Source organism: Amycolatopsis pigmentata, from assembly GCF_042684065.1.
In the GTDB taxonomy this organism is placed as follows: Bacteria; Actinomycetota; Actinomycetes; order Mycobacteriales; family Pseudonocardiaceae; genus Amycolatopsis_E; species Amycolatopsis_E pigmentata.
This window is the reverse complement of record NZ_JBHUKR010000019.1, coordinates 110,922-135,573: the sequence shown is the minus strand read 5'-3', so window position 1 is coordinate 135,573 and position 24,652 is coordinate 110,922. Positions and strand designations below refer to the sequence as shown.

The window sequence follows — 24,652 nt, the reverse complement described above, 5'->3', positions numbered from 1 at the left end:
GCAGGCAGGCCGCACGCCATGGACGATCAGGCGGATCGGTGAGGTCGCCGCCGCCGATCTCGGCGACCCGCCAGAGCCGGTAACGGCCACGACGACCGGATCCGGGTCGCGCCCGGCGAAACCGCCGGGCGCGATTCCCTGGTCCGCGACCGCCCTCCGTGCCGTCGTCGACCTTGGTCAACTGGTCACGATCGGCACCGTATCCTCGTCACGCTCCCGTGATCACGATCCATCGTCCTGATGGATCTCGTTTACTGCCGTCGTCGCGCGGACCAGGCTCTTCGGACGCATGTCCGTCCAGTTCTCTTCGACATATTCCAGAGCGGCGGCCCGGCCGCACTCGCCACGCGCGACCTGCCATCCCTCGGGCACGGCGCAAAACGCCGGCCAGAGAGAATGCTGCCCCTCCTCGTTGACCAGCACCAGGAAAGTGCCATCGGGATCGTCGAACGGGTTCGTATTCATCATCGGTCCTTTCCCACAATGTGTCGCCGACGGAACAGACGTCCTTCGACCTGTCCATAAGTTATTTCGCCGGTTTTCCCGTCACGAAGAAGCCGGCCGACCACGCCGCCCTTATCCGCGCGGAGCAGGAGGCCGTCGCACAGGGCGACCTCATCCCGCGCGCCCGTTTCGTCGGTCAAAATCAGGCCGGCACCCTGCCGGGTCAGTGTCCAGAAGAGTTCACCGTTGCGGTATTCCCCCAGGCAGTCCACTGACCCGGCAGGGATCGACGAGGACGGCCTTCGCGGGGAATACGATCCGACATCCAGGCCACGCTCGCGCAGGACGGGCACGATGTCGTCCCAGAGCATCTGTCCCGAGGTGGCGTTGGTCGTCAGTACCACGGCCATGTCGCTCGCCGGCTCGACGCGAAGATTACAGGTCGATCCTCCGGTGGTGCCTTCGTGGCCGATCCAGCGCGAGGAACCGGAATCGAACAGGGCGAAGCCCAGACCCCAGCCGTCGGCGAAACCGAAGGGTTCCGCGCCATCGACCGCGTTGTGCATCTCGGCTGTTTCGGACGGACCGAGCAACCCATGACGTGATGTACGGTAATGTCCTCTCGCCAGTTCGACCACGTCCTCCGCGCTGAGCGCCAAGGCACCGGCCGGCGCCCACACGGCCGGTATTCGAACGTCGACCGGCCGCACCTCGTCCCGGCCGGAGCCGACGGTGTGCCCGCTGACGATGCCTGGCGCCGGCCGGCCCGCGCGAGGATCCACCACCCAAGCCGGATCGACACCGAGCGGACCGAGGGTGAATTCCTCGATCAGGTCCCACCAGTTTTCCCGCGATGTCTTCTCGATCAGGCAGCCGATCAGTCCGTAACCGATGTTGGAGTAGGAGAAGAACCGGCCCGGCGGGTGCAGGGGTTCGAGTTCTCGGCAGGCGGCCGCCAAACCGCGCAGCGATCGTGAACCGCGAACGGACTGTTCGTGGTCGCAGACGATTCCCGCGGTATGGCTCAGCAACCGGCGCAACGTCACACCGGCGAAATTGTCGTGCCCGGAACCCGTCAACTCAGGTAAGTACTCGGTCAGGGGAAGGTCGAGTGCGAGTTCGCCGTCCGCGACCAGCTGCATGGCCAGTGTCGCGGTGAACGCCTTGGTCACCGACCCGACCGGAAACCTCGACTCACCGGTCACCTCCCGGCCCGTGCCGTACTCGGCCGTCCCCACCGCGATCGACACCGTCTCACCGGGCCGGTCGATAACGAGCTGGGCGCCCGGGACCAGATATTTCCGGGCACGCTGTTCGACTTCTTCACGAAGATCACTGAAATCCATGGCCACACCTCGGTCGGCTCGGTGCTGCGGCGATGCGATGACGTACGGCCGTCAGGTCACGATGCGAGAACGTGCACCGGTCCGGATGAAAGCCCGGCGCAGATCGCGGGAAAGATTCGTCCGCTTGAGCCACCGGTCGAGGCCATCGTAACGGGGCACGTAACTGTCTCGCCCGTGCACGACCCGGTAGTTGTCGACGAAGACCAGCTCACCCGGTGCGAGGACGAACCTTTCGCACTGGCCGTGCAGGAGTTCGGTGAGCTTGTGCACGGCGGCATCGGCCTCCTCGTCCATCACGGCGACCGGTGCGATCATGTCGAGGTCGATGCGGAGATAAGGCCGGTCCTCCGGTCCGAAAAGGATCGCGCCCGACTCGGCCGAATCGGGGGACGAGTCGAGCCGGACATGCGAATGGTCGGGATCGAAGCGGTATCTGTCCGCGCTCAGGACCAGCCGTTCCTTGTCCGGAATGGACAGTGATCGGGCCCGGACGAACGTCGTGGACACGGCGTCGGGATTGCGCAGGCACAGCAACGCCACATAGTCGCCTCGGCAGCTGTGATGGGCGTCCTCGGTGTGCAGGGAAAGCGCGCCGGTACTGCTCGCGCTGGTGGCGGATTGTTCCATGCCCGGGGACGGGCACACGTCATGGACGAGTCGCCCGTCCTGCTGGTCGCTCCAGGCGAACGGCTCGCCCAGCGCCGAGCCGCACAGGAGCAGCAGCAGTTCCTCACGCTGCGCCGCACCGGTCTTCGCCGCAAGCTCCCACCCGATCGGTGTCGGCACCAGTTCCGGATCCATCGGCAGGCCCGACACCACGGCCACTTCCTCTTCGTTGGCGCGCACCTCGGCGAGGAACTGCCTGAGCCGGACCGGCAGCTCCTGGGCAAGCAGCACGGCCCGATCGGCGAACCGTACCGGATCCCACGGCTCGTCGGCCCGTATCAGGTCGCTGACCAACGTTTCGATCAGCTGGGATTCCCTTTCGTCCAGCAAAAGCCTGCTCATGAGATAGCCCTTCTCCCGCTGTGTACCGATTGACCTGCCGTCGCGGCTGTCATCACGACGTGAAGGTGTTCCGGGCAATTTCGCGCAACGTGTCGGCGAACTGTCCGGCCAGTCGTTCGACGGTTTCCGCGTCGTACGTGTTCTGGGAATAGATCCAGGTGAATTCCAACTTTCCGTCGACGACCCCGCCGGTCACGTCGATGAGGTGCACACGCCGGTGTTCGCCGGCGCTTTCCCGGCCGGCGCCGTCGAGAAGCCGGCCGAACAATCCGTCATTCTTCGTGGCCGCCCCCCGCCGGCCGAGGTAGTTGAACGAAATACCCGGTACCGGATGTTCGGCGAAGGTGCTCGCGGGCCCGTCCAAGCCACGGAGATACCGTAGTGCGCCGTAGCTCAGCCCATGCGCCGGAACGGCTCGCAACTGTGTGCTCACCGTTCTGACCGCGCCCCGCCAGTCGCCTTCCGGCACATTCAGGGCGACGGGGAATATCGTGGTGAACCACCCCACCGTGCGCGAGAGGTCCACGTCGTCGAACAGGTCCTCCCTGCCGTGACCCTCGAGGTTGACGAGGACGCGCTCGCCACCGGTCCACTGTTGCAACACTCGGCCCAGTGCCGCGAGGAGCACGTGGTTGACCCGGGCGCGATAGCGACCCGGCACCCCGCGCACGAACGCTTCCGTGGCCTCGTTGTCCAACGCCACGGTCACCGTGCGGATGGAGGCGACCGTGTTGGCGCCGGCACGGTCGACCGGCAACGGCGTGGCCGGGCTGCCGGCCACTTCGCGCCAGTGGCCGACGTGGTCGTCGAGTCCGCCTGCCTCGGTGTGCGCGTGCAGCTTACTGGCCCACTGTTGGAAGGAGGTCGTCTTCCGGCCGAGATCGATCGGCTCGCCGGCGCGGATCCGCCGGTACGCGGTGTCGAGGTCCTCCACGAGGATCGACCAGGACACGACGTCGACCACCAGGTGGTGGATGGTGACGAACAAACGCGGCCGGTGGCCGTCCGGCATCCGGACCAGCACGGCACGAATCAGCGGCCCGTGACGCAGGTCGAGACTCGACTGCGCGGCAAGAGCGATGCGGTCGATCCTGTGCGTGATCTCTCCGGGTGACGCGGCGGAAAGATCTTCGACGGTCAGGACATCGTGCGGCTCGGCAGGCGCCACGTACTGGCGCCACTCTCCTTCGGAGAACGCGAACCTGGTCCGCAACCCGTCGTGGTGGTCCGTCACCGCGGCCAGGGCCTTTCGCAACACCGGCTCGTCGACGTCTCGGGCGATCTCGTACTGGACGGACATGGTGAAGTGGTCCGGCCGTTCGCCGTGGGCGGCGAAGAACCAGCGTTGGATCGGTGTCAGCGGTACGGCACCGGTGACCCGGCCTTGCTCGGCCTCGGCGATCGAGCGGACCTCCGGCAGCTGTGCCTGCTCGGCGATCGTCTGGCAGGCGAGCATGTCCCCCGCCGACAGCGCGATGCCGTTTTCCCGAGCGCGCGACACGACCTGGATACTCAGGATGGAGTCACCGCCGAGTTCGAAGAAGTTGTCCTCGACGCCGACGCGGTCCACACCGAGGACCTCGGTCCAAATCCGGACCAGCGTGGACTCGACCGGGCTTCGTGGCGCCACATACGCCGCACGATCCGGCGCGTCCGGCTCGCGGGCGGCGAGCACCGAGCGTGCGATCTTGCCGTTGGGATCGAGCGGCAACTCGGGCAGTGCCACCAGCGTCGGCGGGACCATGTAGGCGGGAAGGCACGCGGCGAGGTGCGTGCGCACCGCCGCGATGTCCCCGGTCACGCCGTCCGCGAACACGACGTAGCCGACGAGCCGCCGACCGCCGCCGACCCGTTCCGGCGCGACGACGACCGCCTCCGCCACCGACTCGTGGCGCAGCAACGCGGCTTCGATTTCGCCGAGTTCGATCCGGAAACCCCGGATCTTCACCTGGTCGTCGGCACGGCCGACGAATTCCAGCGTGCCGTCCGACCGCCAGCGCCCGAGGTCACCGGTGCGGTAAGCGCGTTCGCCACCGCCGAAGGGCAACCGGACGAACCGCTCTTCGGTGAGATCCGGCCGGCCGAGGTAACCACGGGCAAGTCCGGTTCCGCTGAGGTACAACTCGCCCGGCACACCGATCGGTACCGGATTGCGGTGCGCGTCGAGGACGTGGCAGCGCATGTTGTCCACGGGCCTGCCGATCGACGGCAACCGCTGGTCCTCCGGCCCGCCCGCCGGTTCCACCTCCCCCGAGGTGGCCAGCACGGTCGCCTCACTCGGTCCGTAGTTGTTGATGACCCGGAACCTCATGTCCGCGGAAGGCCGTCTGCGCAGGACGTCACCACCGATCAGGATCAATCGCAGACTCGTCCGCGCCAACGCCGGTTCGTCCAGCACGGTGTCCACCCGCGGAGTGGGCAGCACGCAGGCCGTGGTTCCGGCGGTGACGAACCAGTCGACCAGCGCGCGGGCGTCGAGCAGGTCCCGTGGACCCGGCAGGTCGATGCGCGCCCCGGCGACCAGGTATGGCCACAGTTCCAGCACCGTCGCGTCGAAGCCGAGCGCGGCGACCTGACCGGCCCGGTCGTCCGGCCCTATCCGGTACACCTCGTTGTGCCGCAAGCACAGTTCGGTCAACGAGCGGTGCTCGATGAGCACGCCCTTGGGCTGCCCCGTGGAGCCAGAGGTGTAGACCACATACGCCACGTCGCGGGGGTCGACCTCCACCTCCGGCGGGGCGGCCGGGAAGCGCTCGATCGACGGCCATTCGGTGTCCAGGCACAGAGTCGCCGTATGGGGTGCCCGGATCCGGTCGGCCAACCGGTGCTGGATGAGGACGAACGGTGCCGCGGCGTCGCCGAGGATGAACGCGATCCGGTCCGGCGGATAGTCGGGATCAAGCGGGAGGTAGGCCGCGCCCGTCTTGACCACGGCCAGCATGCCGACGATCATCTCCGGACTCCGCTCGAGGCAGACACCGACCACGGCGTCCGATCCCACCCCGTGGTCGATGAGGTAGTTCGCCAGCTGGTTGGCCCGGGCGTCGAGTTCGGCGTACGTGATCGCCGAACCCTGGCACGTCACGGCGACCCGGTCGGGGGCGCTCACCGCGTGTGCCGCGACGCGTTCGTGCACGATGACTCGCCCGGGCCGCTCGACCGCGGTGTCGTTCCACTCATCGAACAGCCGCAGTTCCGGCTCGGTGAGCAGCGGCAGCAGAGAGACCGGCCGCTCCGGGTCGTCGGCGACCGCCGCGAGTAGCACGCCGAGGTGTCCGACCAGCCGTTCGATCGTGTCCGCGTCGAACAGGTCCGTGTTGTACATGGCCTCGCCGACCAAACGGTCGTCGAAATCGGTGAAGGACAGTGCCAAATCGAACAGCGCCGGTGTGACGGGCACCCGCGCGGGTGCGACCCGTAGTCCGGGCAGCGTCGCCCGATCGTGCGCGGGGTTGAGCATGACCATGGCCTGGATCAACGGCGTGCGACTGGCGTCGCGGTCCGGCTGCAGTTGCTCGACCAGACGGTCGAAAGGCAACTCTGCGTTGGCGAAGGCGTTCAGCAGAGTGTCGCGAACGTCAGCGAGAAAGTCGGCGAACGTGCGGTCGGGGTCCACATCGGATCGGATGACCAACGTGTTGACGAAGAACCCCACGACGCGCTCCAGTTCGGCCCGTTCGCGGCCCGACGTGACCGTGCCGACCGCGACGTCACGCTGCCGGCTGTAGCGGGCGAAGAGAACCTGGGCGGCGGCCATCAGGACCATGAACAGGGTCGCGTCGTTGGCCAGTCCCAGTCCCCTGAGCCGGTCGCGCACCGGAGCCGGTACCTCGAACTCGCACACCGCCCCGGCAGTGGTCCGCACCGGCGGCCTCGGGCGGTCGGTCGGCAGTTCGAGCGGCGTCAGCCCCGCGAGTTGTTCCCGCCAGTAAGCCGACTGCTCGATGGTCGAATCCGAGCCCGATGAGGCCCGCTGCCACACGGCGTAATCCGCGTACCGCACCGCCGGCTCCGGCAACGCCACCGGTGTTCCCTCCGTGGCGGACCGGTAGTAGGCGCCGAGCTCGGCCGTGAGGATTTCCATGGACCAGCCGTCGGTGACGATGTGATGCATGCAGAGCATGAAGATGTGCTCTGCCGCCCCGAGCCGTACCAACGACGCGCGGACCAGTGGAGCCACGCTCAGGTCGAACGGGCGCTCGGCTTCGGCCCGCAACAGCCGCCCCAGTTCCGCTTCCTGGTCCGCACCGGTCAGCCCGCTGAGGTCGGTGACGGGGACGGGAAGTTCCTGGGGAGGACCGACGACCTGAACCCCTTCCCCGCCGACGGTCATGAAGCTGGTCCGCATGGACTCGTGCCGGGTGACCAGCCGGCCGACGGCGGTGCGCAGTGCCGCGACTTCGAGATCGCCTTCGATCCGCAGCGCGACGTAGCTGTTGTACTCGGTGCTCGCCGGGTCGACCTGGTGCAGGAACCACAGACGCTGCTGGGCGAAGGACAACGGCACGGGTTCGTCTCGCGGTGCCGCCTCGAGAAGAGCGTGCCCCCTGGGCGTCCCACCGTCAGGGAGCAGACCGGCGATGCCGGCTATGGTCGGCGTGTCGAACAGCGCACGGGGTGAGAGCTTGACCCCGTACTCCGCGTGGATCCGCGACGTCACCCGCATCGCCAGGATGGAATCGCCGCCGAGTTCGAAGAAGTTGTCCCGCACGCCGGCGTGTTCGGTCCCGAGCACGTCGGCCCAGATGCGGACGAGCCGTTCCTCCGTGGCGTTGCGCGGTGCGCCGGAATCCACCCGCTCGGGCAACTGAGTGTTCCATGCCGGCAAGGCGTCGCTGTCGAGCTTGCCGTTCGCCGTCAGTGGTAACCGGTCCAGCGTCACGAACGCCGGAGGGATCAGATACTCCGGTAGTCGTGTCCCCAGGTAGTCCCGAAGGGCGGCCGGGTCCGGTCCCGGCTCGGCCGGAGAGAGGACCACATACGCGACGAGCCGTTGATGTCCGCCGGCCGCCCGCGCCACCACGGCCGCCTGGGCGACGCCCGGATGGCGGACCAACGCCGCCTCGACTTCACGGGGTTCGACGCGATATCCCCGGATCTTCACCTGGTCGTCGGTACGGCCGACGAACTCCAGTTCCCCGTCGGGACGCCTTCGCACCAGATCACCGGTGCGGTACAACCGTTTGCCGGGCTCGAACGGGTTGGCCACGAACCGTTGCGCGGTCAGATCCGGACTGTTGGCGTATCCCCTGGCCAGTCCGTCTCCGGCGAGGTAGACCTCGCCGGCCACCCCGGTGGGTACCTCGGTCAGCCACCGGTCCAGAAGGAACACGCGGGTGCCGCCGACCGGCCGGCCGACCGGCGGCGAATGCGAACCGTCGGCGCAACTCGCCGCGGTGATGCGGTGCGTGGTGGCGAACACCGTGTTTTCCACCGGTCCGTACACGTTGACCAGGCGGAGATCCGGAAACTGTTCGAGCACCTTCAGCGCATGCGGGCCCGATACGATCTCGCCTCCGGTCAGCACCTGACGGGGGAACGCGAAGAACCCGGGATTGTCCTCGACCATGAAGTTGAAGAGGCTGGAGGACAACCACACGCTGGTGATCCCGTGCCGGGGCACGAGTTCGCTGATCACGTCGGGATCCGGAACCTGCCCGGGCGCCAGCACGCAGACGCCGCCGTGCGCCAGCGCGCTGAACAGTTCCAGCAGGAAGCCGTCCCAGGACACCGGTGCGCTCTGCAGCCAGACCTCGTCCGGTCCGAAGCGGAGGTCACTGTCACCGAAAAAGACCCGGCTGACGGCGCGATGGGTGGATTCCGCGCCCTTCGGACGGCCACTCGATCCGGAGGTGAACAGTACGCACGCCACGTCGTCGGGCGTCACGGGCGCCCGGAATTCGGTGGCCGGCAACGAACTTATCACCGGCCAGTCGTCGTCCAGGCACACCGGCCGGGGATCGGCGCCGGTCAGTCCGGCGCTCACCGGCCGCCAAATCTCTCCTCGGGTCACCACTACCGGCGCCGCGACTTCCGCGATGATCGCCGCCAGCCGTTCCACCGGATAGTCCGGATCGAGCGGCACGTAGGCGCCGCCGGCCTTGAGGATGCCCAGCACACCCACCACGAGGGGAAAGCCGCGTTCGACGCACAGACCGACTCGGGTGCCCCGGCCGACACCGAGCGAAGCGAGGTGCCTGGCGAGTTGGTTCGCCCGGGCGTCGAGTTCCGCGTAGGTCATCCGGTCGTCACCGAACACCAGCGCCACGGCATCGCCCCGGGTAACCGCGTGCTCGGCCAAACACTCATGCACGTACCGGGTGGCCGTGGACTCGGCCGCCGTACGGCGGCGGTCCACTGTGCTCTGCCGCGCCATCTCGTTCGTCGCCCGCAGCGCTGCCAAGGGCCGCTCGATTCCGTACGCGAACTGGGCCAGCGACGCGGTCAACTGGTCGGCGACACGGGCGGCGGTGCGCGCATCGATGAGGTCGCTGTCGTGCAGCACCGACAGCGACAGGGTTTCTCGCGTCTCGACGACGATGTTGAGCGGGAAGTTGGAGCTGTTCCTCAGTTCGAGGTCATGGAACAGCACACCCTGTCCGGCCATGCCGGCCTCGTCCACCGGGTAGTTTTCGAACACCACCAGACTTTCGAAGAGCGGCACCCCCGGTGGCAGGTCGGCATAGGACTGGATCTGGTTCAGGGGGACATAGCCGAACTGGCGCGCCTCGGCCTGTGCCGCCTGTAGTTCCCGCAGCCAGTCGACCGCCCGGCGGCTGCCGTCGACCCGTACCCGGACCGGCAGGGTGTTGAGCATCATGCCGAGCATGGAGTCCACATCGGACACGTCAGCGGGCCGCCCGGACACCGTCGCCCCGAAGACCACCTCTTCGTCGTTGCTGTAACGCGAAAGCAGCAGCGCCCAGGCTCCCTGCACCAGGGTGTTCATAGTCAGCCGGTGGTGCTTCGCCACGGCGAGCAGCTCATCGGTCAGCTCGGCGGTGAGCCGAGTGTTCAGCCAGGACTCTGCCCTGGCCTGATGCGCCCGTGCCCCCGGCCGGTCGTGGGGCAGCCTCGTGGGTGCGGTGATCCCGGCCAGGGTGCGCCGCCAGTACGCCGCGGCCGCGGTCATGTCCTGGCGGGACAACCATTCCAGATAGTTCCGGAACGGTGGCCGGCCGGGGATATCCGGTTCGGCGCCGTCCGCCAGCGCGCGGTAGCACGCGAACACGTCGGCGAACACCTGATAGAAACTCCAGCCGTCCAGCAGCAGATGGTTGGTCGTGAGCACCATGCCGACCCGGTCGGCGGACAGCCGCATGACGGTCAACCGCAGGAGTGGCGGGGTGGCCAGGTCGAGTCCGAGCGCGTAGTCGGCGGCGAGCAGCCGGGCCAGTGCGGCGGGATACTCCCCGTCCGCCATTGTCGACCAGTCGTGATAGGTGACCGGGACGGTCGCGGCGCGCCAGACGACCTGCATCGGCTCGTCGAGTCCTTCGTGGACTATCCCGCTGCGGAGGATCGGGTGACGATCCACTACCCGCTGCCACGCCTGTCCGAACAGCCGCGGGTCGCTCACCCCGGACAGCACGGACGTGGTCTGGTCGAAGTACGCGCCGCCGTCGGTGTCGAGCACGCTGTGGAACAGCATGCCCGCCTGCATCGGCGAGAGCGGGTAGATGTCCTCGACCAGGCTCCCATCGCCGGCCAGCCGGTCCACCGCGGCCTGATCCAGCCGGGCCAGCGGGAAGTCGGCGGGGGTCCGGCCACCCGCGTCCGGGCTGGTGCAGTGCCGGATGATCTCGCGGAGCCCGGCGACGATGTCCTCGCCCAGCTTGCGGATCGTCTCCGCCCGGTGCAGACCGGACGAGTAGAACAGTTCGAGACCGAGCCGGTCGTTCTCGACCATGGCCACCACGTCGATCAGCGACATGCGGCCGTGGCCGGGATGCTGGTCCTGGGCGGCGACTTCGCGCCGCCGCCGGAAGATCCCGTCGGCAGGGGCGGGCGCGTCGAATCTGCCGAGGTAGTTGAAGGAGATTTCGGGTTGCGGCCCCTCACCGAGCCAGTCCGGTGGGCCGAGGTAGCGCAAGGCGTCGTAGCCGAGGCCCTTGCCGGGGACCGAACGCAGGCGCTCCTTCACCGACTTGATCGTGGCCGCCCAGGTCCCGGACTCGGGAATGTCCACGGTGATCGGGAAGTTGGTGGTGAACCAGCCGACCGTTCCGGACAGGTCGATGTCGTCGAAGAGGTCTTCGCGGCCGTGGCCCTCCATGCGAACGCACACCCGGTGCCCACCGGTCCAGCGGCACAACGCCCTCGCCAGCGCGGCGAGAAGCACATCGTTGATCTGCGTCCGGTAAGCGCGGGGCACGGCACGAAGCAGGAGCCCCGTACTTTCCGCGTCCAGGCTCATGGTCACCGACTGTTCCAGGGCGACGGTGTTGGCCCCGGCGGCGTCGGCCGGCACAGCGGCGACGCCCTCCGGCCGTGCCGCGCGCCAGTAGTCCAGGTCAGCGTCGAACCCGCCGGTGACGGCATGCTCGACCAGCCGGGAGGCCCACTGCCGGACCGAGGTGGTCTTGGTGCCGAGATCGGCCGTCTCCCCCCGGTGGATCCGGCGGTAGGCACGATCCAGGTCCGCGAGCAGGATCCGCCACGACACCCCGTCGACCACCAGATGGTGCGCGACGAGGGACAGCAGCGGCCGGTTTTCCGAGCCGGACTCGAACAGGGTGCACCGGATCAGCGGGCCGCTCGACAGATCGAAGCCACTCTGCGTCGCCCGCACCCTGTCGCGCACGAAATCCTCGATCGCCGGGCCTGCCACGTCCCAGAGGTGCACGACCTCGAACACCGTGCCCTCTTCGTGCTCGGCGACGCGCTGCCGCCATTCGCCGTGCACCTGGTGGAAGCGGGCCCGGAGGCCGTCGTGGTGCCGCACCACCGCGTCCACGGCACGCCGCAGCGACTCGGTTGAGACGTCCTCATCCAGTTCGTACAGCAATGACATGGTGAAGTGCTGGGGCTCGGTCGGATGGTTCGCGAAGAACCATCGCTGGATCGGAGTCAGCGCCATCGGACCGGTCGCGGGCGGCAGGCCCGGTGCCGTCGCGCTCACCCCGGACCCGGCCACCTCGGCGAGTTCGGCGATCGTCTGCCGGAGAAAGATGTCCTTCGTGGTAATGCCCAGTCCGGCCGCGCGAGCCCGGGAAGCCACCTGAATGCTCAGGATCGAGTCGCCACCGAGTTCGAAAAAGTTGTCCGTGACACCGACCGGACTCACCTGGAGCACTTCCGACCACACCGTGGCAAGGGCGTGTTCCGTCGCGTTGCGAGGCTGGACGCGGTCCGCCGCCGGTTGCGGGGCCGTCCGAGGATCCGGCAACGCCCGGCGATCGACCTTTCCGTTGGCGGTGACGGGCAGTTCGTCGAGTACCACGAACGCCGCCGGAATCATGTAGGACGCCAGCCGTTCCGCCAGGAAGGTGCGAAGCTCCGCCGGGTCCGGCCGGGCGCCGTCCCCCGGGACGACATAACCGACCAGACGGTTTTGCCCGCCGATCTCTTTGACGAGCGTGACGACGGACGCGACCGCCGGGTGAGCGGCCAGTGCCGCCTCGATCTCGCCGAGTTCGACGCGGAACCCGCGGATCTTCACCTGGCCGTCGTCCCGCCCGATGAACTCGAGGACACCGGATGCCTTCCACCGCACCACATCCCCGGTCCGGTACATGCGGTCGCCGGGCCCGCCGAACGGGTTCGCGACGAACCGGCCCGCGGTCTGTCCCGGCTGGTTCAGATATCCCCTGGCCACACCTTCGCCGGCGATGAACAGCTCACCGGCGACCCCGATCGGCACCGGCCTCAGCGCGGTGTCCAGCACGTAGGTCCGCACGTTGTCGATCGGCGTGCCGATCGGCACCACGTCGGGAACCTCGCCGGGCGCCCGCATCGGATAAGAGGTCGCGAAGGTGGTGGTCTCCGTGGGGCCGTAGCCGTCGACCACACACAATCCCGGGCATGCCTCGAGCACTCGCCGCACCGCCGCGGAAGGCACCACGTCGCCACCGGTCCATATCTCTCGCAGTCCGGTGAAACTGCCCGGCGCCTCCTGGGCGATCAGCCGGAACAAGCCGGCGGTGAGCCACATGGCACTCACCCGGTGCTCGCCGATCACCTTGCGCAACAGGTCGGCGTCCGTGTCCCCGGGCGGCGCCACGACGGTCGTACCCCCGATGAGCAAAGGCACCCATACCTCGTAGGTAACCGCGTCGAAGGCAGGCGGGGAATGCAGCAGTATCCGGTCGTGGCCACTGAGCCGCTGGTCGGATGCCAGTGCCACCACGTCCCGATGCCGCAGTGCGACGCCCTTCGGTGTTCCCGTCGAGCCGGACGTGTACAGCACGGAGAGAAGGCTCTCCGGATGCGGTGGCGGCCCGGGCGGCACGGAGGCGGTACCGGGGACCACCTCCAGCGTGTGTCCACTGTGGATTTCTCGGGCCATGCCCTGGTACGCGCGGTCGGTGACCAGGATCGTGACACCGGCCGCCGCCAGCTGCGTCCGCATCCGCCCGGCCGGTGCTCGCACGTCCAGCGGAAGGCAGGCGCCGCCTGCCTTGGCGATCGCCACCACGGCGACCACGAGTTCGGCCGAACGTTCCAGCAACACGCCGACCGGCTGGTCCGGCCGTACGCCGAGATCGGCCAGCCGGTGGGCCAGCGCGTTGGCCCACGCGTCCAATCCGGCGTAGGTCAGCTCCTCGTCACCGGCCACGACGGCGACCGCGTCCGGTGCCCGGCCGACGTGCCCGGCCAAGATCGTGAGCACCGACCCGGACGGGACCGGCCGGCTGGTTTCGTTCCACCGCACCAGCACCTGATCCCGCTCGTCGTCCGACATCCACGGCAGCAGGGCCGACGGCCGGGACGGATCCTCGACGATGGCGTCCAGGAGGCGGATCAGGTGCGCGGCCAGCCGCTCGATGGTGTCCGGATCGAACAGGTCCCGGTTGTAGGTGATCGAGGTGACGAGTCCGCTCGGCCTCGGCTCGAACTCGACGATCAGTTCGTGGTCGGTGACGCCGGTCGTGACATCGAGTTCCTCGACGCGCATCCCGGTCATGCTCAGCTCGGTGGCCGGCGCGTTCTGCAGGACCACCATCGCCTGGACCAGCGGGTGCCTGCTCGGGTCACGAGCCGGCTGGAGCGCTTCGACCACCCGCTCGAACGGCACCTCGGCGTTGGCGAAGGCATCCAGGGTGGTGTCACGGACGGACGCGAGGAAGTCCGTGAACGGTGCCGCGATGTCCACATCGGACCGGAGGACCACCGTGTTGACGAAACAGCCGATGAGCCGCTCGATGTCCGTTCGGTCACGGCCCGAGGTGACCGTGCCGACCGCGATGTCGCGCTGCCGCGACCACCGGGCGAGCAGGACCTCGACCGCCGCGGTGAGGACCATGAAAAGGCTTGCCCCGTGCCCGCGGCCAAGCTCCTCCAGCCGGCCGGCCAGCCGCGACGCGATGGTGAACCGGTGCACGGCGCCCGCCGAGGTCCGTACCGCGGGCCGCGGCCGGTCGGTCGGCAGTTCCAGCGGCGAGATGCCGTCGAGTTGCCGTCGCCAGAACGACAACTGCCCCGCCAGCACAGCGTCGGACAGCCGGTTTCTTTGCCACACGGCGAAATCCACGTACTGCACCGGCAGCGGCGGCAACGCGGGCGAAGCCGATGCGGACCCGGTCCCCTCGGACAGCGCGGCATCGTACAACGTCCCTGTTTCCGAGGCGAGCAGGCTCATCGACCAGCCGTCGGTCACGATGTGGTGCGCCGAAATCACCAGCACGTGTTCGCCAGGCGCCGTCCGCACCAGCAGGACACGCATCGGCGGACCCTCTCGCAGGTCGAACGGCGTGCGAAGCTCATCGAGGAGAACCTCGCTCAGCCGGTCGTCGCGCTGGTCCACCGGCACGTCGGACAGATCCGCGACCGGGACATCGACCCCTTGCGCCGCCATCACCAGTTGGACGCCCCGGCCGTCGACCGCGTCGAAGCGCGTGCGCAGGGTCTCGTGCCGGGCGACCACGCCGGTCAGCGCGGCCCGGAGGGCGCCGAGATCCAGATCGCCCTGGAGCCGGAAGACGAGGTAGCTGTTGTGGTCGATGTGGTTCGGTTCGAACTCGTCGAAGAACCACAGTCGCTGCTGGGCGAACGACATCGGCGGCGGACTTCCGTCACGGGGCGCCTTCGGGATGCCGGTCTCGTCGGTGGACGTGTCCTTCCCTTCGACCAGCGCGGCGAGTTCGCCCACGGTCGGGCAGTCGAACAGCGCCCGCGGGGTCAGTTCGACCCCGTGCTCGGCCAGGATCCGGGACACGACACGGATGCTGAGGATCGAATCGCCACCGAGGTCGAAGAAGTTGTCGGTGACGCCGACCCGGTCGATGCCGAGGACCTCGGCCACCACGTCGGCCAGTGCCGCCTCGGTACGCGTGCGGGCGGGGACGAACTGGTTGCGTAGGTCCGGCCGGTCCGGCCGCACCGGTAGCGCTTGCTTGTCGACCTTCCCGTTGGGTGTGCGGGGCAACTCCGCCAGTACGAAGAAGGCCGAGGGAACCATGTAGTCGGGCAGGGACTTGCCCAGGAACTCGCGGAGGTCCGACGTGTCCGGTGCCGCTTGGTCCGCCGCCGTGACATAGGCGACCAGCCGGGCCGAGCCGTTGCCGTCGTCCTTCCGTACCACCACCGTCTCGGCGACCCCGGGGTGCCGCAGCAGGGCCGCCTCCACCTCTCCCAGCTCGATCCGGAAGCCACGGACCTTCACCTGGTCATCGACCCGGCCGAGGAACTCCAGATCACCGGTGGGCAACCACCGGACCCGGTCACCGGTGCGGTAAAGCCGTTCGCCCGTGCCGAAGGACGCGACCACGAATCGCCGCGCGGTCAACTCGGCGCGGTTGTGATAGCCCCGGGCCACCCCGTTTCCGCCGATGTACAGCTCTCCAGGAACACCGGGCGGCAACGGCTGACCCCACTGGTCCAGCACGTACACCCGGGTGTTGGCCATCGGTGCTCCGATGGGCACGAACGTGAAGTCCGCGAGTTCGTGCTCGGCGGGACAGAAGACCGTTGCGTCCACTGTGCACTCAGTGGCGCCGTAGGCGTTCGCCACCAAGGTATTCCGGCCCGTCACGGCGAGCAGCGCACGGCAGTCCGGTACCCGCCAGCCCTCCGAGCCGAGGGTGAACAGCCGCAACGATTCCAGGCCGTGGCCGCGGCGGCTCGCCTCGCGCGCCACCAAGGTGGCCAGTGTCGGCACCAGTTCGATCGCCGTCGCACCGGTGCTGTCGATGAGGTCGAGCAGTCCCGCGGGATCGTTTCTGGTCCTCGTCGGGCACACGAAGAGTTCACCACCGAACAGCAGTGACCGGACGATGTCGGTGAAGAACATGTCCACCGAAATGCCGGCCACCGACACGATCTTCGGCCGCAGTTCGGTCAGTCCGTACCGCACGTCCCAGGAATGCCAGATGTGGAACAGATTGCCGTGCTCGATTTCCACGCCCTTGGGTTCGCCGGTGGAGCCGGAGGTGTAGATGATGTACGCCAGCCGCTCGGGAGGGATTTCCACGCTCACGTCCCGAACCGGTTGCCTGGCCAGGTCCGGGTCGTCGTCGAGGCACACGAACGCCACACCGTCCGGCAGCCGGTCGACCAGGTGGGATCGCGTGAGAACGATCCGCGTGCCACTGTCGGAGGCCATGAACGCCAGCCGGTTCGGCGGGTACTCCGGGTCCAGCGGGACATAGGTGGCCCCCGCCTTGAGGATGCCGAGAATCCCGGTCACCATCGCCAACCCGCGATCCACACAGATACCGATCGGGTCCTCCGGTCCGGTCCCCCGCTCCCTCAACAGGTTCGCCACCTGGTTGGCGCGCGAGTTCAGCTCCGTGTAGGACAACCGCTCGTCCTCGAAGGTCACCGCGGTCGCGTGGGGATGAGCCGCGACCTGCTCGGCGAACAGTTCGACCACCGATCGCCACGCCGGAGGCGGTACGTCGGTGTCGTTCCATTCCACGAGCACCCGCTGCCGCTCGGCGACGGTCAGCATCGGCAGTTCTCCCACCTTCCGGTCCAAGTCGGTGGCGACCTGCTCGAGCAGCGCCGTGAGATGTCCGGCGATCGAGCGCACCGTGCTCTCGTCGAACAGGGTGGGGTCGTAGGACAACACGAACGACAAGCACAACTGGTGGTACACCGTGAGGTCGACCGGGGTGTTCGTGGTTTCGTCGGCCGAGACGTCACGGATGGCGAGACCATGACGCGCCACGGTCCGTTCGTCGGTCGGATAGTTCTCGAACACCACCGCGCTGTCGAACAGGCTGGTCCCGGCGGGCAGTCCGCTTTCCGCTTGGATCCGCGCCAGCGACAGGTGCTCGAAACGGCGTGCCTCCGCCTGCTCGTCCTGGAGACGCCGCAACCATTCGGCAACCGGCATGCCGGGCTCGACCGTCACGCGCACCGGCAAGGTGTTGACGAACACACCGAGCATGGACTCGATCCCGTCGAGATCGGCCGAGCGACCGGAAACCGTGGCGCCGAACACGACCTCCGCCCCGCCGCTGTACCTGGCCAGCATCAGCGCCCACATGCCCTGGACGACGGTGTTGAGAGTGAGCCTGTTGGCTCTGGCCACCGCCTCGAGCCGGCGGGTCGAGTCGTGCGGCAGTTCGAAGCGGATCTTCTCCGTCGCGAGTGTGTGCCGCGAGTCCCCAGGCGACCGGTCGTAGGGAAGCATCGCCGTGGTGTTCAGACCGGTCAGTGTTTCCCGCCAGTGGCGAGCCACGGCCTCGAGATCCTGGCGGTCCAGCCAGCGCAGGTAGTCGGCGTACGGACGCCTCCTGACCGGCGCGGCCACCGGGTGTGTCCCGGTGAGCCGGGCATAGGCCGCGCAGACCTCGGACAGCACCTGCCACGTGCTCCAGCCGTCCAGCAGAGCCATGTGGGAGGTCCACACGACACGCACCGCGGCCGGGGAGATCCGCGCCAGCACGAGCCGCGTCAGCGGCGGTACGGCCAGATCGAATCCCGTGATCCGGTCACTGGCCAGCAGGTCCTTCAGCCGCTCATCCTGCTCGGTGGCGGAGAGGCCGGTCCAGTCATCGTGGCGAACCGGTATCGGAACGGCGTCGTAGACGACCTGGACGGGCTCGGCCGTGTCCTTCCATCGCAGTGCCGTGCGGAGTGCGGGCACCGCGTCGGCCACCTGCTGCCAAGCCTGAGCCAGCAGGTGAGGATCGGTGACGCCGTCGAGAACGAAGGTGATCTGAGCCTGGTAGACGTTCTCGTCCTCCTGGAAGAGGCTGTGGAACAGCATTCCCTGCTGGGTGGGGCCCAGCGGGCAGGTGTCGACGACCACCGGGGCGGTCTCACCGTGGCTGTCGGGGACGACGCGCTCGCTGGCCACAGCCTCGGCACAGTGCGCCACCACGTCGAGCAACGCGGTCCTGAAGTCCTCGGCGAGGCGGCTGATGGTCGCCTCGTGGTGGAGATGCGCGGAGTATGTCCAGGTCAGTTCCAGTTCCCCGGCATAGACGCCCCCCACGACCTCCACCTCGTGGGTTCGGAGCCGGCCGGGATGTCCCGACAGGCCGATCCGGAAGCCACGGCCGCCCAACCGGGAAGTGCCCGCCGCATCGGTGTCCCAACGCCCGAGATAGTTGAACGAGACCGGCGGCGCTGCCGCCCCGCTCAGCCGGTCGTGTCCCGCGAGGTAGCGCAGGGCGCCGTATCCGACGCCACGGCTGGGTATCTCGCCCAGTCGCCGCTGGACCGACGTGATCGCCTCTTCCCATTCGCCGCCCACCGCGACGTCCAGGCAGACCGGGAAGATCGTGGTGAACCAGCCCACCGTTCGATCCAGGTGAACCGAGTCGAGGATTTCCTCCCTGCCGTGCCCCTCCAGATCGACCAGCACGCTTTCCGAGCCGCACCAACCGGCCAGCACCCGGGACAGGGCCGTGAGCAACAGGTCGTTGATCCGGGTCCGGTACGCACTTGGTGCCACGGACAGGAGGCGTTCCGTATCCGCCCGGCCCAACCGGACCGTGACGGCCCGCTCCGAGGCAGCGTCGTTGGGTCCTGTCCCGTCCCGCGGGAGGGTGAACGCCCTTTCCCCACACACCTCGGCCCAGTAGTCGACCTCGCCGTCGAACCCGCCGGCGAGCGTGTGGACCGCCAGCCGGGATGCCCACTCCTGATACGAGGTGGTCTTCACACCCAGGTCGACCGGCGCGCCGTCCAGCAGGCTCCGGTAGGCCGTGTCCAAATCCGCCAGGATGACGCGCCAGGACACGGCGTCGACGACGAGATGGTGGGCGACCAGCACGAGCCGGGTGGGCCTGCCGGGGCCGCGTTCGATGACCAGGGCCCGCAGCAATGGGCCGGTGGACAGGTTGAACGCCATCCGCGCGGCTTCGGCGACCTTGTCCTCGGCGGCCTCATCCCGGGTCCGGACATCGTGGTAGGCGACCAGTTCACCCCGCTCGGTGGCGGCGTCGTACTGCTCCCACTGCCCATCGACCTGGTCGTAGCGCATCCGCAGTGCGTCGTGATGGGTCACCAGCGCACGCAGCGCCGCGCCGAACTCCTCGCGGTGGATCGGGTCGGGCACGTCCATGACGACGAACTGGTTGTGGTGTTCCGGGGCGGTTCTCTGGTGGTCGAAGAACCAGTGCTGGATCGGCGTCAGGAGGACCGGTCCGCTGACCGTGCCCTGCTGCGCGGTCGCCGCGGTCCCGGCGCCCTCGGTCATGACTGCCGCCACCTCGGCGATGGTCTGCGCCCGGAGCATGTGCTGCGCGGTGAGCGGAAGGCCCACCTGCCTGGCACGGGAAACCACCTGCAACGAGACGATCGAGTCGCCGCCCAGTTCGAAGAAGTTGTCGGTGGTGCCCACCTCGTCGACACCGAGCACCTCGCCCCAGATGCGTGCCAGGGCCTTCTCCACCGCGGTGCCTGGTGCGACGTGGCCGGGACGGGCCTCACGAGACCGGTCGGGCGCCGGGAGCGCGGCCCGGTCCACCTTGCCGTTCGGGGTGAGCGGAATCTGGTCCACGACGACGAATGCGGAGGGCACCAGGTATCCCGGGAGTCTCGCCGAAGCGAAGGCATGCAGTTCGTGTGCAGGCAGCCCTCCCACGCCGGTGACGACGACGTAGGCCACCAGTGAGGTGTGTTCGCCCTCGCCCCGCGGCAGCACGACGGCATCGGACACGGCCGGGTGGTCCAGCATGGCGGCCGCCACCTCACCGGGCTCGACCCGGTACCCGCGAATCTTGACCTGGTCGTCGGCACGGCCGAGGTATTCCAGCCTGCTGTCGATCCGCCGGGCCAGATCGCCGGTTCGGTACATCCGCGAACCCGGCGGACCGAACGGGTTCGCGACGAAGCGGCTCGCCGTGGTCCCGGTCCGGCCGAGATACCCACGGGCGACTCCCGGGCCCGCCACGTACATCTCGCCCTCGGTGCCGTCCGGAACCGGGCGCAACAGGGAGTCCAGCAGGTGAACGTGTGTACCGGGAATCGCGGTCCCGATCACACTGGCCGTGGCCGAACCTACGAGGCCGCTGTCCAGTTCCTGGTGGGTGACGTGCACGGTGGTCTCGGTGATGCCGTACATGTTCACCAACCGTGGCGCTCCGGCCGGGTGCCGGCTCAGCCATCCGGTCAACCGGGAAAAGTCCAGTTTCTCGCCGCCGAAAATCACCACGCGCAGAGCGAACTCGCCTTCCGGTTCGAGGTCGTCGCTGACGCGGGCGAGCTGGTTGAAGGCGGACGGGGTCTGGTTGAGCACGGTCACCCGTTGCCGGTACAGCAGCCGGAGGAGGTCCTCCGGTGACCGTGCCACCTCCGTCGGCACCATGACGAGGCGGCCGCCGTGCAGCAGTGCGCCCCACATCTCCCAGACGGAAAAGTCGAACGCGTAGGAGTGGAACAGCGTCCAGACGTCGGCCGGACCGAAACCGAAGAGCTGCCGGGTTTCTGCGAACAGCCGAACGACGTTCCGATGCGAGACGACAACCCCCTTGGGGCCGCCGGTCGAACCCGATGTGTAGATGACGTACGCCGCGTTGTCCTCGGAATGCGGTGCCACCCGCTCGGCGTCCGTCAGGTCGGCGGAGGCCGCGTTTCCCTCACGCCGCAACGCGTCGGCTGCCCGTGTCGCGTCACCTTCCCGGACCACTGTCGCAGGCTGAGTATCCCGCAGGATCAGATCGATGCGGGCGTCCGGATAGGCCGGATCGATGGGGACGAACGCGGCGCCTGCCTTGAGCACCCCCAGGATCGCGACGACCATCTCCGGCGTCCGCGGCAACAGCAGGGCCACGAGGTCTTCCGGCCCGACACCGGCGCGCACGAGCACGCGCGCGAACCGGTTCGCCGCCGCGTTGAGTTCGGCATAGGAAAGCTCGTCCACGCCGCGCCCCACCGCGATCCGGTCTCCGTGCGTTCGTGCCTGGGCCTCGAACAATCGCGCGAGAGTCGGTACCGCCGGCCGCGTCTCCAGGCGAGTTCCCTCCTTCTCGGGCAGCGGATCCAGCCGCGTGATCGGTGTCGTGGGTTCGGCGGCCACCGACGTCAGCACCTGGCCCAGCAAGGCCGCCATCCGCTCGACCGTGGCGGAACCGAACAGATCCGTGCTGTACCTGAGGACGCCGTGGAGCCCGTCCTCGTCCTCGGCGAACTCGATCACCAGGTCGAACATCACCGAGCGGGTGCGCAACGGGTGAACGGTGGTGCGCAGGCCGGCGAATTCCGGCGGTCGCATCGGCGCGTTCTGCTGGACCACCACCACCTGCACCAGCGGGTTGTGGCCCGGAGCGCGTTCGGGCCGCAGCGCTTGCACCACCCGGTCGAACGGCGTGTCACTGTGCGCCAAGGCGCCGCGCACCGTGGCGGTCACCTCGCTGAGGAAACCGGAGAAGGGCAATGACGGGTCGACCCGCGATCGCAGGATGACGGTGTTGGCGAAGAAGCCGACGAGGCGTTGCAGGTCAGGCCGGTCACGGCCGGCGACGACCGTCCCTACCGCCACGTCGTCCTGCCCGGAGAGCCTTGCCAGCACCACGTCGGCGGCGGCGACCAGAACGGCGAACAGGGTGCTTTCCTGCGTGCGGGCGAGTTCCCGCAGCGCATCGGTGAGGTCCGGGGGGATCGTGAACCGGTGTTCTGCGCCTGCCGAGGTCCAGACCGCCGGGCGCGCCCGGTCGGTCGGCAGCGCCAGGGGCGTCAGGCCGGCCAGTTTCCGCCGCCAGTACTCGAGCTGGGTGTCCCGTGCCGGATCGGCCAGCCGGTCCCGCTGCCACATCGCGAAGTCCTTGTACCGCACCGGCAGTTCCGGCAGCACCGGCGCTGGGCCGGTGAGGTCACGGGCGGCGGCGTTGTACAGCGTGCCGAGCTCTTCGGCGAGCACACCCATCGACCAGCCGTCGGTGATGATGTGGTGCATCGTCAGCAGCAACAACCATGTTCGCGGCGCCTGGCGGACGAGCAACGCCCGCACCAACGGCCCGCCGCGGAGGTCGAATGGCTGGTCGATCTCGGCGTGCAGTACCTCGTCGAGCCCCTCCTGCCCGGACAACTCGACCTTTCGGATCGGGACCTCGAACGGCGCCCCGACCACCTGCACTCCGCGGCCCTTGATGCCGTCGAACGTGGTGCGCAGAGACTCGTGCCGCGCCACCAACCGAGTCAAAGCCGCGCCCAGGGCGGCCTGGTGCACGTCGCCATCGAGCCGCAGGGCGAGTGGGACGTGGTAGGTGACATCACCGGGATGCAGTTCGGCGAGGTACCACAGACGTTGCTGGGCGAAGGACATCGGTGCCGGTTCGTCTTCGCCGGATGGCAGGCGCGGTGCCGCACCGGCCAGATCCCAGTCCGCCTTTCGCTCGGCGTTGCCGCGCGCCGTCGCCGCCAGACCGGCGACGGTGGGCGCGGAAAAGAAGTCTTGAAAGGACACTCGGATATCCGACGTGCGCTGCAACCTCGCGTTCGCCAGCATCGCGGTGATGGAGTCACCGCCCAGTTCGAAGAAGTTGTCGTGGACACCAACCCGTTCCACGTCAAGGATCTCCGCGAGAACACGCGCAAGGACCCGCTCTGTCGGCGTGCGCGGGGCGAGATAGTCGGCCGAAACCTGAGTGCCGACATCGACGGCGGGCAGTGCCGCCCGGTCCAGCTTTCCCGTCGGCGTCAGGGGAAGCCGGTCCACCGTGACGATCGCCGAGGGGATCATGTAGTCCGGCAGGCTTTCGCCGAGGAAGGCCCGCAACTGCCCGGCATCGAGGTCCGTCTTCGCGGCGCTCGGCACCACATAGGCCACCAATCGCCGGTGACCGCCGTCCCGTCTGGGCACGACCGCGACCCTGGCCACCGCGGCGTGGCGGGTCAGCGCGGCCTCGACCTCGCCCGGTTCGACCCGGAATCCGCGGATCTTCACCTGGTCGTCCACGCGGCCGGCGACGACCAGCACACCGTCAGCGCGCGACAACGCCAGATCTCCTGTGCGGTAAAGACGTTCGCCCGGATGGAAGGGACTGGCGACAAAACGCTCGGCTGTAGCCTCTGGCCGGCCGCAGTAACCCATGGCCAACCCGTCGCCACCGATGAACAGCTCACCCGTGGTCCCAGGGGGAACAGGCTCCAGCAGATCGTTCAGCACATGCAGCCGGGTGTTCGCGATCGCCCTGCCGATGGGGACCTGATCACCATCGAGATCGTCCTCGCCGATTTCCTGCGTGGCAGCGAAGATCATGCTCTCCACCGGCCCGTAAGCGTTCACCATGCGCAGGCGGGGAAACGTGGCCAGCGCCTTGCGCAGATGCTCGCCCGACGCGACCTCTCCGCCGAAGACGACCCGCCTCAGCCGGGCGAAGACCGACGAATACTCGTCGATCATCAGGTTGAACAAACTCGTCGACAGGAACACCGCCGTCACCCGGTGCTCGTCGACCAGTTCGACGATCCGGTCCGGGTCCGGACGCTGGCCCTGCTGGAGCACACAGACTCCGCCGTTGGCCAGCGCGGCCCACAGCTCGAAAACGGCGGCGTCCCAGGAAATCGGCGCCGCCTGCAGCCAGGTGTGCCAGGCCCCGAAGTCGACGAAATCGCTGCCCTTCACAACGCGCGTGGTCGCCCGATGTGTCGTTTGCACCCCTTTCGGGGTGCCCGTCGATCCCGAGGTGTACAGCACGCAAGCCAAACTGTCCGCTGTCACCGCCGATTCCGGTTGGGTCGCGGGCAATTCCGCGATGTCTGTCCAGTCGGAGTCCAGCCGGACCAGCGTCATGGTGCCAAGGGGCAGCCGCCCCTCCAGCGACGCCATCGTCACCACGACCGAGGGCGCGGCGTCGGCGAGCACCACCGCCAGGCGCCCGGCGGGATAGGCGGGATCCAGCGGAACATAAGCGGCACCGGCCTTGAGAATGCCCAAGAGACCCACCACGAACTCGATCCCGCGCTCCACGCACAGCCCGACCAGGGAATGCGGGCCGACCTCGTGCCGCCGAAGGCGCTGGGCCACCTGGTTCGCTCGTGCGTCGAGTTCGGCATAGGTCAGCCGGTCGGCTCCGAAAACCAACGCGACCGCGTTCGGTGTCCTGACCGCCCACTCGGCGAACAGTTCGTGCAGACAGCGGTCGTCGGACCAGGTGGTGCCCTTGGAAGTGGAAAGCGGCTCGCTCGTCACTGAAATCAACAACCTCTTCGCATCGTCATCGCAAGCAGCGAGAATCAGGAACCAAGAACGGAGGAAAAGCGTCATCGAACCGCTGTCGCGACGCCCGGGAATTTCC

General features: G+C 68.3%; 4 protein-coding genes. All 4 read right to left on the bottom strand.

The annotated features are described in order from the left end of the window. Positions 1-222: 222 nt before the first annotated feature. The 4 genes from ACFSXZ_RS29865 to ACFSXZ_RS29850 are packed head-to-tail and all read right to left on the bottom strand — an operon-like array spanning position 223 to position 24,546. Positions 223-468 (bottom strand): MbtH family protein, encoded by a 246-nt coding sequence (locus tag ACFSXZ_RS29865; RefSeq protein WP_378268651.1) that lies wholly within the window; start codon positions 466-468, stop codon positions 223-225. Further along, positions 465-1,790, bottom strand: coding sequence for a serine hydrolase domain-containing protein (locus ACFSXZ_RS29860; RefSeq protein ID WP_378268649.1), 1,326 nt, complete (start codon positions 1,788-1,790; stop codon positions 465-467). The genes ACFSXZ_RS29865 and ACFSXZ_RS29860 overlap by 4 nt, the downstream gene beginning before the upstream one ends. Before the next feature lie 51 nt (positions 1,791-1,841). Continuing rightward, a complete protein-coding gene (locus ACFSXZ_RS29855; protein WP_378268647.1) occupies positions 1,842-2,798 on the bottom strand; it encodes a TauD/TfdA family dioxygenase in 957 nt (318 codons plus the stop codon). Between the two features lie 52 nt (positions 2,799-2,850). Next, complete coding sequence (locus ACFSXZ_RS29850; protein WP_378268645.1) at positions 2,851-24,546, bottom strand: non-ribosomal peptide synthase/polyketide synthase; 21,696 nt, start codon at positions 24,544-24,546, stop codon at positions 2,851-2,853. Positions 24,547-24,652: the final 106 nt, after the last annotated feature.